Raw genomic sequence first — 14,664 nt, 5'->3', positions numbered from 1 at the left:
TTTTGTTACCCCCGATGGCTTGCCGACCTCTCAAGATCGGTGCAACTCTCGGATCACCGGCAGGCCGGACCAGGCGAAAAGCCAGTCATCGGATGTCTTGCCGACGCGATCCGGCGCGCCACGAGCCGCACGGACCCTAGTCTTTTTTCGTACCAAAACCGGACTTTCCCCCTGGAGTTTGCCGTGATATCACGATCATTGAAATTCATCAGCGGGCTCTGCGCCCTCGGCCTCGTCACCGCCGGCTGCTCCGGCAGCGACAGCGACCCGGACAAGACCCTTACCGTGCAGTTCTCCCAGGGGCAGGAGGCCGTCTACCAGGCGTACGCCCAGAACTTCGAGAAGGCCAACCCCGGCGTCAAGGTGAACCTGCAGGCGATCGCCACCGCGACGTCGACCGGCTCCAACCTGACCGTGATCACCTCGGACAACGCGCCGGACGTCGCGCTGGTCCCGGGCAACTCCCCCGCGTACACCAGCCTGGTCTCGCAGGGCGGGCTGCGTGACCTGAGCGCCGTCTGGACCGCTTCCGACCTGGACAAGCGGTACCCGGAGGCGACCAACGCGCTGACCGAGTTCGACGGCAAGCACTACGCGATCGCCGACAGCACCTCGTACTACAGCGTCGTCTACTACAACGTCGACCTGTTCCAGAAGGCCGGCATCACCGCCCCGGCCGACCACCGGATCACCTCGGTCCAGCAGCTCGCCGACATGGCCACCGCCCTGCGCGCCCAGAAGATCCAGCCCCTCGCCGTCGGCGGCAAGAGCGGCTGGGAGATCAGCTGGATGCTCGACGCGCTGCTGCCCACCGCCACCACCCCCGAGCAGATGACGAACTACCTGCAGTCGTGGCGGGCCGGCACCGACGTCACCGCGAAGTACACCGACCCGGGCTTCGCCGGCGCGCTCAACCAGATCAAGGCGCTCGGCGACGCGAAGGTCTTCCAGGAGGGCTACCTGGGCGCCGACAACCTGCAGACCGACGCCCAGTTCCAGCAGGGCCAGACCGGCATGCGCCTGGAGGGCTCCTGGTTCGCGGCGATGATCAAGGAGGCCAACCCGAACCTCAAGTTCGGCTGGATGCTGCTGCCGCCGGTCGACCCGGCCGGCAAGACCCAGCTGACCGGCTCGGCGACACCGCAGTTCTCGATCCCCACCAAGGCCAAGAACCCGGAACTGGCCGAGAAGTACCTCAACTTCATGCTCAGTGACGAGCAGCAGGTCGAGGCCGGTCTCAAGGTCGGCGGTTACCTGCCCGCGGTGAACACCGTCGCCGACACCGCGCTCGCCTCCCTGGACGAGAACGTCCAGCAGATGATCGCCGACAGCAAGACCACCGGCCTGCAGAGCGGCTGGACCAGCACGGTCCCGTCCACGCTGGGCCAGGCCCTGGTCGACCCGCAGATCCAGGCGCTGCTCGCCGGTGACACCGACGCGGCGGCGATCCAGGCCAAGGTGCAGGCCGCGCTGGAGACGACCCGCACCAAGTGACCACCTCGACCGCAACCAGAAAGTCGCGGGTCGCCTGGATCGCCGCGACGCCGGCCCTGCTCGGGCTGCTGGCCGTCTTCGTCTACCCCGTCCTGGACGGGGTCCGGATCAGCCTCAGCCACTGGAGTGGGGTCGGCCCGCTGGACTGGGCCGGCCTGGACAACTACACGGCGCTGCTGGACGACGCCGACTTCCGGCACAGCATCCTGATCACCGTCGCGTACTCCGCCGGGGTTTCGATCGGGGTGGTGGCGCTGGCCTGCGCGCTCGCCGCCCCGATCAGCCGGGGAGTGCGCGGCTCCGGGTTCTACCGGGTGGTCTGGTTCCTGCCCAGCGTGGTGCCGACCGCGGCGGCCGGCCTCTTCTGGTCCACCGCCTTCCAGCCCGGCTACGGAGCGGTCAACAGCGTCCTCGGTTTCCTCGGCTTCGGTGACCAGCACGCGTGGCTGGTCACCCCGGAGACCGCCATCCCGGTGATCATCGTGGTGGCGATCTGGGCCAACCTCGGTTTCGCGTTCCTGATCGTGCTCGGTGCGATGGAGCAGGTGCCGATCTCGGTGTACGAGGCGGCCGGGATCGACGGCGCCGGCCCGATCCGGCAGTTCTTCTCGATGACCCTGCCGAACATCCGTCCGGTGCTGATCCTGACGCTGATGCTGGAGGCGATCTGGACCGCCAACGACTTCTCGGTGGTCTGGGCGATGACCAACGGCGGCCCCGGATCGTCGACGGCCACCCTGCCGGTGCTGATCTACAAGGAGGCGTTCAGCTTCACCGACTACGGCACCGCCGGTGCGATGGCCGTGCTCAGCGGAGCCGTCCTGCTGCTGCTCGGGCTGGTCGGCCTGCGCCTGTCGCGAGGGAAAGAACAGTGAAGGCCCTACGAGGTTTCCTCACCCAGACGCCGCTGGCGCTGTGGACCGCCGTCGCCGTGGTGCCGTTCCTGCTGATCGCCACCCTCGGGTTCCGCGACAACACCGGCATCTTCGCCAACCCGCTCGGGCTGGGCGGCGACTTCCTGCCGGAGAACTTCGCCACCGCCTGGAACGGGCCGGTCGGCAGCTCCGGGTTGCAGGGCATGCTGCTGAACTCGCTGTCCGCCTTTGTGGTCGCCCTGATCCTGAACTTGGGCCTCGGGTCGCTCGGCGCGTTCTTCGGCTCCCGCCTGCCGGGCCGGGCCAAACACGTCTACCTGTCGTTCTTCGTCCTTGGCACGGTCGTCCCGGCGGTGCTGCTGCTGGTCCCGCTGTACCGCACGTTCAACAGCCTGAACGCACTGAACAGCCCGTGGGCGCTCGGTGTGGTCTACGGCCTGATGACGCTGCCGACCACGGTGATCGTGCTGCACGGCTTCTTCACCGCGTTCCCCGAAGAGGTCATCGAAGCCGCCAAGGTCGACGGGCTGGGCGAGTTCGCGATCTTCCTGCGTATCGTGGTGCCGTTGTCGCTGGGCGCGCTCACCACCGCCGGGCTGCTGCTGGCGGTCTGGGTGTGGAGCGAGACCCAGATCGGCATCGTGCTGCTGCAGAACGCCGACTCGCAGACCGCCGCCGTCGGCATCCTCGGGTTCAAGGGCCGGTTCACCGCCCAGCTCGGCCCGCTGTTCGCCGGCCTGACCATCATCGCCATCCCGGTGATCGCCCTGTTCCTGGGCTTCCACCGGACCATCACCAAGGGCATCGCCCTCGGAGGAGTCTCCAAATGAGTTCCGTCGTACCCACCCCGGAGCAGTTGCGCTGGCAGCGCGACCGGTTCGGACTGTTCTTCCACTTCGGCCCGAACACCGCCCTCGACCTGGAATGGGGTGACGGCACGGCCGGTGTCGACGTCTTCAACCCGGCGAAACTGGACGCCGACGGCTGGGTCCGGACCGCCGCTGAGCTGGGCGCCCGTTACGTGGTGCTGACCGCGAAGCACCACGACGGGTTCTGCCTGTGGCCCACGGCGACCACGAACTATTCCGTGGCTTCCAGCACGTGGCGTGACGGGACCGGCGACGTCGTGCGGGAGGTCGCCGACGCGTGTGCCCGGCACGGCGTCCGGTTCGGGGTCTACCTCTCACCCTGGGACCGGCACGAACCGACCTGGGGTACCGAGCCGGACGCGTACAACCGGATCTTCACCGGGCAGCTGCGGGAGCTGTGCACGAAATACGGCGAGCTGTGCGAGATCTGGTTCGACGGGGCCGGGTCCGAGCACCAGGCCTACGACTGGGATGCCGCGATGGCCGTCATCGACGAACTCCAGCCGGGGGCGATGGTCTTCAACATGGGCCGCCCGACGATCCGCTGGGTCGGTAACGAGGACGGGGTCGCCGCCGACCCGGTGGAGTACGTGGTGTCGTCCACGCACGTCTCCAACTACACCGACGCCACCGACAGCCTCACGACCAGCCAGTACCTGCCGCCGGAGTGCGACGTGTCGGTGCGGCCCGGCTGGTTCTGGCACGCGAACGAGGACCCCAAGTCGGTCGACCATCTGCTGGCCGTCTTCTACCGCTCGATCGGGCTGGGCGCGAATCTGCTGCTCAACGTGCCGCCGACGGCTGACGGTGAGCTGGATGCCCGCGACGTGGCGCGTCTTCTCACGGTGCGCCGCGAGATGGAGAAGCGCTTCGCCACCCCCATCCCGTCCGATTTGTCCTCCACAGGCACGACCGTGGTCGCCGACTTCGGGCGGGAGATCAGCTTCGACCATCTCGTCATCGAGGAAGAACTGGACGAAGGACAGCGCGTCCAGCAGCATGTCGTCATCGACGACGACGGCACCGAACTGATCACCGCCGGCACGATCGGCATGCAGCGCATCCACGTCCGGGCCGGCATGCGGACCCGCCGCCTGCACCTCCGGCTGACCGGCGACGCACCCCGGATCCGTGTGGTCACCGCGTTCGCCGCTGGTACAGACTGGACCGGCGAGATCGAGTACACCGCCCCCACGGAGCCTCTGGACAGCACGGAACGGATGTAGACGTGGCCCTGACCGACGCCGCCATCGACAAGATCAAACAGATGATCGCCTCGGGTCAGCTGGCGCCCGGTGACCGGCTCCCCCGGGAGGCCGATCTGGCGGCCCAGCTCGGCCTGTCCCGCAACTCGCTGCGCGAGGCGGTGCGCGCGCTGGCCCTGATCAACGTGCTCGACGTCCGGCAGGGGGCCGGCACCTACGTCACCAGTCTGGCCCCCAGCCTGCTGTCCGAGGCCATCTCGTTCATGGTCGATCTGCAGCACGACAAGTCGATGCTGGAGTTCCTCGAGGTGCGCCGGCTGCTGGAGCCGGCGGCCACCAGCATGGCCGCGTACCGGATGAGCGACGCCGACATCGCCGGGCTCGCCGATCTGCTCGACGAGCTGGGTGACAGCCCGACACTCGACGCGCTGGTGAAGAACGATCAGGAGTTCCATCGCCGGATCGCACGGGCATCGGGCAACGACGTACTGGCGTCGCTGATCGAAAGTGTCTCCGGGCAGACCCACCGGGCCCGGGTCTGGCGCGGGCTCACCCAGGACTCCGCCACCACGCGCACCCTGGACGAACACCGCGCGATCCAGCTCGCCCTCGCCCAGCGTCAGCCCGATGTGGCGCAGGCCTGGGCGAGTGTGCACGTCGCCGGGGTCGAACAATGGCTGCGGCGGACCCTCACCCAGGACCCTCAGGAGTAGGCATGGTGCAGCGCCAGTTCCCCCGACCCGCCGAGATCTTCGAGCTGATGCGGTTCAAGAAACCGGAGCTGGACGGTAAGAAGCGCCGTCTGGACGCCGCCCTGACCATCGAGGATCTGCGGCTGATCGCCAAGCGGCGCACCCCGCGGGCGGCGTTCGACTACACCGACGGCGCCGCCGAGGGCGAGCTGTCGCTGACCCGGGCGCGGCAGGCGTTCCAGGACATCGAGTTCCACCCGCGGGTGCTGCGCGACGTGGCGAACGTCGACACCAGCGCGACGGTGTTCGGCGGGCCGTCGGCGCTGCCGTTCGGGATCGCCCCGACCGGGTTCACCCGGCTGATGCAGACCGAGGGCGAGACCGCCGGGGCCGGTGCGGCGGGCGCGGCCGGGATCCCGTTCACCCTGTCGACGCTGGGCACCACCAGCATCGAGACGGTCAAGGAGGCCAACCCGAGCGGCCGCAACTGGTTCCAGCTCTACGTGATGAACAAGCGCGAGATCTCGTACGCGCTCGTCGAACGGGCCGCCGCGGCCGGTTTCGACACGCTCTTCTTCACCGTCGACACCCCGGTCGCGGGCGCCCGGCTGCGGGACAAGCGCAACGGCTTCTCCATCCCGCCGCAGCTCAGCCTGAGCACCGTCGCCAACGCCATCCCCCGGCCCTGGTGGTGGTACGACTTCCTGACCACCCCGAAACTCGAGTTCGCGTCCCTGTCGGCCACCGGCGGCACCGTCGGTGAGCTGCTGAACGCCGCGATGGACCCCACCATCAGCTACGAGGACCTGCGCATCATCCGCGAGATGTGGCCCGGCAGACTCGCCGTCAAGGGTGTGCAGACCGTCGAGGACGCCCGCAAACTGGCCGACTTCGGGGTCGACGGCATCGTGCTGTCCAACCACGGCGGCCGCCAGCTGGACCGTGCGCCGATCCCGTTCCACCTGCTGCCGTCGGTGGTCCGCGAGGTCGGCGGCGACATCGAGATCACCGTCGACACCGGCATCATGAACGGCGCCGACATCGTCGCCTGCATCGCCCTGGGCGCGAAGTTCACCCTGATCGGCCGGGCCTACCTCTACGGCCTGATGGCCGGCGGCCGGGAAGGCGTCGACCGCACCATCGCGATCCTCACCGAGCAGATCGTCCGCACGATGAAACTACTCGGCGTGCACAGCCTCGACGAGCTGACCCCGGGTCACGTCACCCAGCTGACCCGTCTGGGGAGGATTCAGGAGAGATAGACCGCGCCTTTGGTACGCCGGGCCAGCAGCTCGCCGACGCCCAGCATCGCGGCGTCGGCGCCCAGCCGCCCGGCGACCAGGCGCGGAATGAACGGGATGCGGCCGGTCAGCCGCTGCTCCAGCGCCCGCACCAGCCCCGCCGGGTCCTGCGGCAGCTGCCCGCTGAAGACGATCACCTCCGGGTCGAGCACGGTGGAGAGCGCGGCCACCGACAGCGCGAGATAGTTCAGCAGCTTGTCGGCGAGCCCGCGCGCGCTGGCGTGCCCGGCGTCGGCGGCATCGAGGACCCGGGCCACCCCGAGGACCCGCCGGTCACCGCGGTAGCGGGCGGCGGTGTCGCCGATGTGTGACTCCAGGTCGCCCTGCTGCACGAACAGCTTGTCGAACGAGTCCAGGCCGGTGAGCAGGTGCCCGATCTTGCCGGCACCGGAGCGGGTGCCCCGGACCAGCCGGCCGTCGGAGACCAGCCCGGCGCCGATGCCGACGCCGAGGACCACCGACACCAGGCTGTCGGTTCCGGCGCCCGCGCCGTGCGCCCACTCGCCGATGGCTATCGCGTTGGCGTCGTTCTCGACCAGGCAGGGCAGCCCGAACCGGTGCTCGACGACCGGCCCGACGGCGAGCTGCTGCCAGCCCAGCTCGACCGAGTTGGAGACCCGCCCCTCCCGGTCGACGACACCGGGGACGGACAGGGCGATGCCGAGCACGGTCCGGTTCAGGGTCTGTGCCCTGGTCAGCAGCGTGCCGATCAGCTCGAGGGTGGTCGCCAGCATGACGTCGGCGCCGGTGTCGGGCTGGACCGGCCGGGACTCTCGGTCGCCCGCGGAGCCGTCCACGCCGACCAGCATGGCGCGCGGCCCGTCGACGGTGACCTCGGCGGTGATGATCACCCGTCGTTCGCTGGCGAACCGGTACAGGTGGGAGGGCCGGCCGCCCTGTGACTTCTCGGTGCCGACCTGGACGATCAGCCCCTCGTCGAGCAGGGCCGTGCACAGCCGTTTGATGGTGACCGGGCTGAGGCCGGTGTGCTCGCGCAGCGCGTTGCGGGACAGCGGCCCGGCGTGGGCCAGCGCGTCGAGGACGGCGGTGCGGTTGATGTCGGTAACCACCCGGGCGGTCGCCGTCCGAGCCGTGGCCTTGTCGACCATCGCCACCTCTTTCGTATCCACCTGATACTCAAATCCGCTCGTCAAGCCTACTGGTTTCCGCGCTACCGGCCCAGGCGGCGACGACATCGTCTGCTCATCCCCAGGAAAAACTTCGGCAACAAAGTCTTGACCACTTTCTGGTCACGTTGATACTTAACCCATCCCGGATTCGCCTTCGAGAGGTCGAACATCACCGTGAACTCACGCATATTTCGTTTCGCCGCGGCCGCCATGGCCGTCACCCTCACCCTCGCGGGCTGCTCCGGCGGCTCCTCCGAGGCCGACGACAACGAACCCCTGCAGTTCCTGCTCTCCGGCGACGCCAACCAGGGCGGCGGCTACCAGGCCATGGCCACCAAGTACGAGGCCGAGACCGGCGTCAAAATCAAGATCGTCGACATCCCGTACTCGGACATGCTGACCCGGCTGCGCAGCGGCGCCCAGGCCGACGACCTGCCCGCCCTGGCCCGCACCTCCGGCGTCGACCCGCTCTGGATCGACAACGTGGTCGACCTCGCCGACACCGCCGAGAAGAACAAGGTCATCCCGTCGCTGGTGGTCCGCAACGACAAGAACGAGGTCCCGGCCCTGCCCAGCGACCTCACCGCGGTCGGCCTGTTCATCAACAAGACCCTGTTCGACAAGGCCGGCGTCAAGTACCCGGGGGTCGGCGACACCCCGTGGACCTGGGACGAGTTCGTGGCCGCGCTGACGAAGGTCAAGGAGGGTTCCGGCGCCAAGTACGGCATGGTGATGGACGGCTCCACCCACCGGCTCCGGTCGTTCATGTACCAGTTCGGCTCCAAGGGCACCCAGAAGCAGGCCGACGGCAGCTACGCGCTGGACGCGGGCGGCACCACCGCCCTGGAGTACTTCAAGAAGCTCAACGACGACGACATCATGCCCAAGTCGGTCTGGACCTCCGGCGACGACGCATCCGCCCTGTTCAAGACCGGTCAGGTCGCCGCCTACTACTCAGGCGTCTGGCAGGTCACCGACTTCTCCAAGAACATCACCGACTTCGAGTGGACCACCGCGCTGATGCCGGCCCAGCCCACCCGCGCCACCAACCTCGGCACCAACTGGATGGTCGTCTTCAAGGGCAGCGGCGTCGAGGACAAGGCCAAGGCGTTCGTCGACTGGCTGTACCAGCCGGAGAACTACACCGAGCTGTCGCAGATCTCCGGCTTCCTCCCCGCCGAGCAGGGCCTGGACATCAAGTACACCGCCAACGCCGACGCGTTCGCCATGTTCAACGCCGAGATCGCCGCGTCCGACCCGATCTCCGGCTTCCAGTCCACGTCCGGCATCACCGATACCATCGCCGGCCGGATGTTGGAGACCGAGGCGCTCAAGGAGGACACCGTCAAGTACCTCGCCGGTGAGCAGGACCTGGCGACCACGGTGAAGGCCATCAACGACCAGGCGACCGAGTTCTACAAGAAGTAGCCACCGGGGCCGGCGGGGTCTGCACACCCCGCCGGCCCGACGGCACGGAGGAACTGATGACCACTGTCCCGACACGTGGCGGGCGCCGACTCGGCCGCTACACCCTCGCACCACTGCTGTTCACCGCGGTCGCCGCCGTGCTGTACGGGCTGTTCTTCGTCTGGCCGGGCGCGCTCGGCCTGTTCTACTCCTTCACCGACTACCGGGGCATCGGCGAACCCGAGTTCATCGGGATGGAGAACTACACCGACCTGTTCAGCGACGACGACTTCTGGCACTCACTGACCCGCACCCTGCTGTACGTGTGCGCCTCCGTGCCACTGGTCTACGTGTCCGCACTGGCCATCGCGGTGCTGCTCACGTCCAAGTACGCGAAAGGCCGTACGGCGGCGAAGGTCGTGTTCTTCCTGCCCTGGTTGATCTCCCCGATCGTCATCGGCGTCATCTGGCGCTGGATGTTCGGCGAGAGCTTCGGCGCCGTCAACTTCCTCCTCGACCAACTGGGCGCCGGGGCGGTCCCGTGGTCCTCCAACGCCGACCTGTCCCTGGCCGTCGTCGTGGTCGCGTCCGCCTGGGCCGGGATGGCCTTCAACATGCTGCTGTTCATCGCGGCGATCCGGAACGTGCCCACCTCCTACTACGAGGCCGCCTCGCTGGACGGCGCCAACGCCTGGCAGCGGTTCCGCAACATCACCCTGCCCGGCATCGCCCCGACCTCCTTCATGGTCATCCTGCTCAGCACGATCGGGCACATGAAGGAGTTCGCCATGGTCCAGGCCCTGAACGGCGGCGGGCCGGGCACCTCCAACCGGCTGATCGTCCAGTACATCTACGAGACCGGCTTCAACCGCGCGAACGTCGGATACGCCAGTGCCGTCTCGATGGTCCTGATGGTCCTGCTGCTGATCATCGCGTTCGTCCAGACCCGCGTGGAGAAGAGGGCCAACCGTGACTTCTGAGAAACCGCGCGAAGCAAGCCGCCTGACCCGGATCGTGCGGGCGTCGCTGCCGACCGTTCCGCTGTGGGTGATCGCGGCGCTGTTCGTGCTGCCCATCCTGTGGTTCCTGCTCAGCTCGTTCAAGCCCGGCGGGGAGCTGTTCCGGTTCCCGCTGACGTTCCTGCCGGACACCTGGACCCTCGACGGCTACCTGCGCGCCTGGGACCGGGTCGACTTCTCGCTCTACTTCCGCAACACGTTCGTCGTCGCCACCGTCACCACCACGCTGACCGTGATCGTCAGCGCCGCCACCGGGTACGCCCTGGCCAAGTACAAGGCGTGGTGGCTGACCGCGCTGTTCATGTGCGTGCTGTCCACGACCATGCTGCCGACCGAGGTCATCCTCAGCCCGACCTTCGTGGTGATCCGGGACCTAGGCCTGTACGACACCCTGGCCGGCATCATCGTGCCGAGCATCCTGACCGCCAGCGGCATCTTCATGTTCCGCCAGTTCTTCCAGACCGTCCCGGACGAGCTGATCGAGGCCGCCCGGATCGACGGCGCCGGCGAGATCGGCATCTTCTTCCGGATCATGCTGCCGCTGGCCCGCCCGATCGTGATCACCTTGGCGATCTTCAGTTTCCAGTGGCGGTGGAACGACTACATCTGGCCGCTGCTGGTCCTCAACGACCCGGACAAGTTCACCCTCCAGGTCGCGCTGCGCTCGCTGCTCGGCGCCGAGAACATCGACTGGACGATTCTGCTGCCCGCCTCGGTGATCTCGATCCTGCCGCTGCTGGTGATCTTCCTGGTCGCGCAGCGGTACATCATGAGCTCCGACCTCAACTCCGGGCTGAAGGACTGATCGGGGTGGACTCCCTCTACTACGACCGTCTCGTGCGCAGCACGCATGCTTCCGCTTCCGCCCTTCTCGCTCTTCCGGCGCCTGGCCTGTCGCATCGGGACACGATGAGCGCGGTCAAGACCTTGATCGTCGCTGACCTGACCGGTTTCGGCGGCGTTGCGGAAACCGTCGGTGATCTGCTTCAACACCTGACCAGCCTGCAAGGACCCAGTGGACTCTTCGACGGGGACAACCTCGTGTCGCCGCCGGACAGCGCGTTCACCATCAACGACGTCTGCCTGGTCCTGGAGATCCTCGAACGGTCCGAGCGCTGGACCGACGAGGCCACTGTCCTGAAGACGATCGCGGAACGGTCGCTCGACGCGATGATCACCGGCGGTGTCCATACGCCGAATCACCGCTGGGAACTCGCCGGCGCCCTCGCCGGGTTGCGCCGGGTCACCGGGGACGAGCGGCTGCTGCCCCGGATCGACGAGTGGCTGGCCGAAGGCATCGACATCGACGCGGACGGGTTCTTCTCCGAGCGCAGCGCCGTCTACGGCTCGATCGTGACCGGGCCGGCGCTGGTCCACCTGGCCCGGCTGCTGGAGTGGCCGGCGCTGCTCGTACCGGTGCGTGCTCACCTGCGCACCCTGGTCAGCCTGGTCGACGACGACGGAGAGGTGACCACCGTCCACTCGCGGCGGCAGGACCAGCGGGAGACGTACCACGCACACCGGTATCTCAGTCTGTTGCGGCGGTTCGCGATCACCGACGGTGACACTCAGTTCGCCCGGCTGGCCACCATCGCCGCTGCGGGCGGGCCGCCGGAAGCCGCCCGGCATCTCGCCGAGGCGCTCGTCGATCCGGTGCTCACCGAGCCGCTTCCCGTCGCCGCGCCCGCCCCGGAAGGCCGGACGGTCTGGCCCACGGTCGGGCTGGCCCGGCGTCGTAGCGGTGCCACCACCAGCACCGTCTTCGCCGGGGCGGACACCCGGAGCACCGGCAGCATCGGGTCCGGGCTCGCCAACAGCGCGAACGTCTTCCAGTTCCGGCACGGTGCGGCTCGGCTGCGGTCGCTGCGGATCAGCCCGGCGTTCTTCGGGATGGGCGCGTTCCGGCCCACGACACTGCAGGTCGACGGGGACGGCGCCGTGCTGCTGACCGAGGAGCGGGTCAGCGGCTACTACCAGCCCCTCGCGGGCTCGGCCACCCGCCCGGACGGCGCCTATCCGCTGACCCACGACGGGCGGTTCTGGGCGAGCATGGACTTCCCGGCCCGTACGCTGTCCCCGATGCGGCTCGTCACCACTCTGCGTATCACCGAGTCCGGCGACACCGCCGAGCTGGAGCTGCGCATGGACGGACCGCGTACCCGCGTCGGGGTGGAACTGGTCTTCGGCGACGGTGAACTGATCGCCCCCTGCGTGCTGCGGGCCGGGGATGCCGTCCTCACGGTCGAGACCGAGGGATGCGACGACGAACTCCCGCCGCGGTTCGACGACGGGGAACTCTTCACCTATGTACACGGCGACGACCGGATCGAGGGGCAGCGGGTGGTACTGGGAGCGTGGAGTGATCGGGTCGTCCGGCTGCGGGTCAGCGCCCGGGGTGGCGCATGAGCGCGCGGTGGGCGATCGACCTGCACGGACCGGCCGAGCGCTGGACCGACGCCCTGCCGGTCGGCAACGGGCGGCTCGGGGCGATGTGCTTCGGCGGCACCGATGTCGACAGGCTTCAGATCAACGACGACAACTGCTGGTCTGGTACGTCTTTTGAGAAGGTTCCTGACGACCTGGCGCGAGCCGCGGTCATGGCCGCTCGAGAGGCCGCACTCGCCGGAGACGTGCGCACGGCTGAGGCCGAGGTCAAGCGGGCGCAGCAGGGCTATACCCAGTCGTACCAGCCGCTGATCGATCTCTGGTTGGACCAGGAGGGCAGCGATCCGGAGGTGGAACGCAGCCTGGATCTCACCGAGGCCGTCGCACGGCACACGTGGTCGGCGGGTGGCAGCCGGATGTGTCAGGAGACGTTCGCCTCGGCGCCCGACCAGGCGCTCGTCGTGCATCGCACCGTGGTCGACGGGGAGCCCGTCACGGTCCGGATCCGGGTGACGTCGCCGCATCCCACCTTGACCGCTTCAGTGAGCGACGGGCGGTGGACCGGGCAGGTGCGCATGCCGTCGCACGTCGAACCGAGCTACGTGTCCATCCCCTTCGCCGAGGCCGTCTGCTACGACGACTCCGCCACTGTCACCGCCACCGCGGCCCTCGCCGTGACCACCGACGGTCAAGTCCGCGCCGATGGCGCCGACCTGATCATCACGGGCACCCGCTCGGTGCTGCTGGTTCTCACCACCGACACCCACGCGCACGGCGATGCGGTGGACCGCGCCCAGCTCGTGGCCTCGACGCCGAGCAGTCTGCTGCGTTCCCGGCACGTACAAGATCATCGGGCCTTTTTTGATCGTGCCGACCTGGAACTGGGGCCGGCCCGCACCGGGACGCCGACCGATGAACGGCTGCGCACCCACGACGGGCAGGATCCGGATCTGGTCGCGCTGGCCTTTCACTTCGGGCGGTATCTGCTGATCGCCGGATCCCGGCCCGGCACCCGGCCGATGAACCTGCAAGGCATCTGGAACGACCAGGTGCGGCCGCCGTGGAGCAGCAACTACACCATCAACATCAACACGCAGATGAACTACTGGCCGGCGCTGGTGACCGGCCTGACCGAGCTGACCGAGCCGCTGCACACCTGGCTGGAACTGCTCAGCAGGTCAGGGGCACGAACTGCCCGGCGTCTGTACGACGCGGACGGCTGGGTGGCCCACCACAACGCCGACATCTGGGGTTTCACCGGGCCGACCGGCCGTGGATCCGACGACCCGTCCTGGTCGTTCTGGCCGCTCGGTGGCGTCTGGCTGTCGTTGCACCTGCTGGACCACTACGAGATGACCGGCGACTCCGCTGAACTTCTGCGGTCCCGGCCGATTCTGATCGGTGCCGCCCGGTTCGCGCTGGACGCTCTGGTCGAACTACCGGACGGCAGTCTCGGCACCGCGCCGTCCACCAGCCCGGAGAACACCTACGTGGCGGCCGACGGGCAGCCGGCCTCGGTCGGGGTGTCGACCACCGCGGATCGGGTGCTGATCCGCACCCTGCTCGCCGGTGTTCGCCGCTGCGGCTCCTCCGAGCTGGACGACCGGATCGACACCGCCTTGGAGCGCATCCCCGGCGAGCGGATCGGCACGGACGGCCGGATCATGGAGTGGTACACCGACGTCCCCGATGCTGAACCGCTTCACCGGCACCAGACCCATCTGGTCGGCCTGTTCCCCCGAGCGTCGATCGACGCCGAGGAAACCCCCGACCTGGCTCGCGCCGCCCGCCGCACCCTGGAGGCCCGGGGCGCCGAGTCCACCGGCTGGTCGCTGGCCTGGCGGATCGCGCTGTGGGCCCGCCTGCACGACCCGGCCCAGGTCGCCGCGCTGACCAGGCGTTTCCTGCAACCGGTCGCCGACGACGGCCACCACTTGAGCGGAGGCGTCTACCGGGGGCTGCTCTGTGCCCATCCCCCGTTCCAGATCGACGGCAACCTCGGGTTCACCGCGGGAGTCGCCGAGGCGCTGCTGCAGTCGCACGCCGTGGAGCCGGACGGCAGCCGCCGGGTCCGGCTGTTGCCCGCCTGCCCCTGGCCGGACGGATCGGTCCGTGGTCTCCGGGCCCGCGGCGGCCTGACCGTGGACTTCACCTGGCAGGACGGGCGGGTGACGGCGGCTTCGCTGACGGCGTCCGCACCGGTCCGGGTCCACCTCCTGCTGCCGGGCGGTGAGAGCCTCGACCTGGACCTGGTGACCGGTCACATCTGGACGCTTTCATAGGATGA

General features: G+C 68.6%; 12 protein-coding genes. 11 read left to right on the top strand and 1 reads right to left on the bottom strand.

Annotated features, from left to right (window positions below):
• The first annotated feature begins 198 nt into the window (after positions 1 to 198).
• The 6 genes from Aco03nite_RS16030 to Aco03nite_RS16005 are packed head-to-tail and all read left to right on the top strand — an operon-like array spanning position 199 to position 6,397.
• Positions 199 to 1,494 (top strand): ABC transporter substrate-binding protein, encoded by a 1,296-nt coding sequence (locus tag Aco03nite_RS16030; protein ID WP_203795897.1) that lies wholly within the window; start codon positions 199 to 201, stop codon positions 1,492 to 1,494.
• Complete coding sequence (locus Aco03nite_RS16025; protein WP_203795891.1) at positions 1,491 to 2,369, top strand: carbohydrate ABC transporter permease; 879 nt, start codon at positions 1,491 to 1,493, stop codon at positions 2,367 to 2,369. Before Aco03nite_RS16030 ends, Aco03nite_RS16025 begins: the two co-directional genes overlap by 4 nt.
• Positions 2,366 to 3,199: a carbohydrate ABC transporter permease gene (locus Aco03nite_RS16020; protein WP_203795889.1), complete on the top strand. Its 834-nt coding sequence runs from the start codon at positions 2,366 to 2,368 to the stop codon at positions 3,197 to 3,199. The genes Aco03nite_RS16025 and Aco03nite_RS16020 overlap by 4 nt, the downstream gene beginning before the upstream one ends.
• On the top strand, positions 3,196 to 4,464 hold the full coding sequence (locus tag Aco03nite_RS16015; RefSeq protein ID WP_203795887.1) for an alpha-L-fucosidase: 1,269 nt from the start codon (positions 3,196 to 3,198) through the stop codon (positions 4,462 to 4,464). The genes Aco03nite_RS16020 and Aco03nite_RS16015 overlap by 4 nt, the downstream gene beginning before the upstream one ends.
• 2 nt (positions 4,465 to 4,466) lie before the next feature.
• Positions 4,467 to 5,156, top strand: a complete 690-nt coding sequence (locus Aco03nite_RS16010; protein ID WP_203795885.1) for a FadR/GntR family transcriptional regulator — start codon at positions 4,467 to 4,469, stop codon at positions 5,154 to 5,156.
• Between the two features lie 2 nt (positions 5,157 to 5,158).
• Positions 5,159 to 6,397 (top strand): alpha-hydroxy acid oxidase, encoded by a 1,239-nt coding sequence (locus Aco03nite_RS16005; RefSeq protein WP_203795884.1) that lies wholly within the window; start codon positions 5,159 to 5,161, stop codon positions 6,395 to 6,397.
• Here Aco03nite_RS16005 and Aco03nite_RS16000 read toward each other — a convergent pair.
• Positions 6,385 to 7,545 carry an ROK family transcriptional regulator gene (locus tag Aco03nite_RS16000; RefSeq protein WP_203795882.1) on the bottom strand — a complete coding sequence of 387 codons (1,161 nt, stop codon included), beginning with the start codon at positions 7,543 to 7,545 and terminating at the stop codon, positions 6,385 to 6,387. The genes Aco03nite_RS16005 and Aco03nite_RS16000 overlap by 13 nt on opposite strands.
• Before the next feature lie 195 nt (positions 7,546 to 7,740).
• Here Aco03nite_RS16000 and Aco03nite_RS15995 point away from each other — a divergent pair, with 195 nt between their 5' ends.
• The 5 genes from Aco03nite_RS15995 to Aco03nite_RS15975 are packed head-to-tail and all read left to right on the top strand — an operon-like array spanning position 7,741 to position 14,659.
• Positions 7,741 to 8,994: an ABC transporter substrate-binding protein gene (locus Aco03nite_RS15995; protein WP_203795880.1), complete on the top strand. Its 1,254-nt coding sequence runs from the start codon at positions 7,741 to 7,743 to the stop codon at positions 8,992 to 8,994.
• Between the two features lie 56 nt (positions 8,995 to 9,050).
• Positions 9,051 to 9,953, top strand: a complete 903-nt coding sequence (locus Aco03nite_RS15990) for a carbohydrate ABC transporter permease (protein WP_203795879.1) — start codon at positions 9,051 to 9,053, stop codon at positions 9,951 to 9,953.
• Complete coding sequence (locus tag Aco03nite_RS15985; RefSeq protein WP_203795878.1) at positions 9,943 to 10,797, top strand: carbohydrate ABC transporter permease; 855 nt, start codon at positions 9,943 to 9,945, stop codon at positions 10,795 to 10,797. The genes Aco03nite_RS15990 and Aco03nite_RS15985 overlap by 11 nt, the downstream gene beginning before the upstream one ends.
• A 5-nt stretch (positions 10,798 to 10,802) precedes the next feature.
• Positions 10,803 to 12,398: a hypothetical protein gene (locus tag Aco03nite_RS15980; RefSeq protein ID WP_203795877.1), complete on the top strand. Its 1,596-nt coding sequence runs from the start codon at positions 10,803 to 10,805 to the stop codon at positions 12,396 to 12,398.
• Positions 12,395 to 14,659 carry a glycosyl hydrolase family 95 catalytic domain-containing protein gene (locus tag Aco03nite_RS15975; RefSeq protein WP_203795876.1) on the top strand — a complete coding sequence of 755 codons (2,265 nt, stop codon included), beginning with the start codon at positions 12,395 to 12,397 and terminating at the stop codon, positions 14,657 to 14,659. The genes Aco03nite_RS15980 and Aco03nite_RS15975 overlap by 4 nt, the downstream gene beginning before the upstream one ends.
• Positions 14,660 to 14,664 lie beyond the last annotated feature (5 nt).

Source organism: Actinoplanes couchii, from assembly GCF_016862075.1.
GTDB classification, from domain to species: Bacteria; Actinomycetota; Actinomycetes; order Mycobacteriales; family Micromonosporaceae; genus Actinoplanes; species Actinoplanes couchii.
The sequence above is the reverse complement of the archived record's forward strand: the minus strand, read 5'-3'. Positions and strand labels throughout refer to the sequence as shown.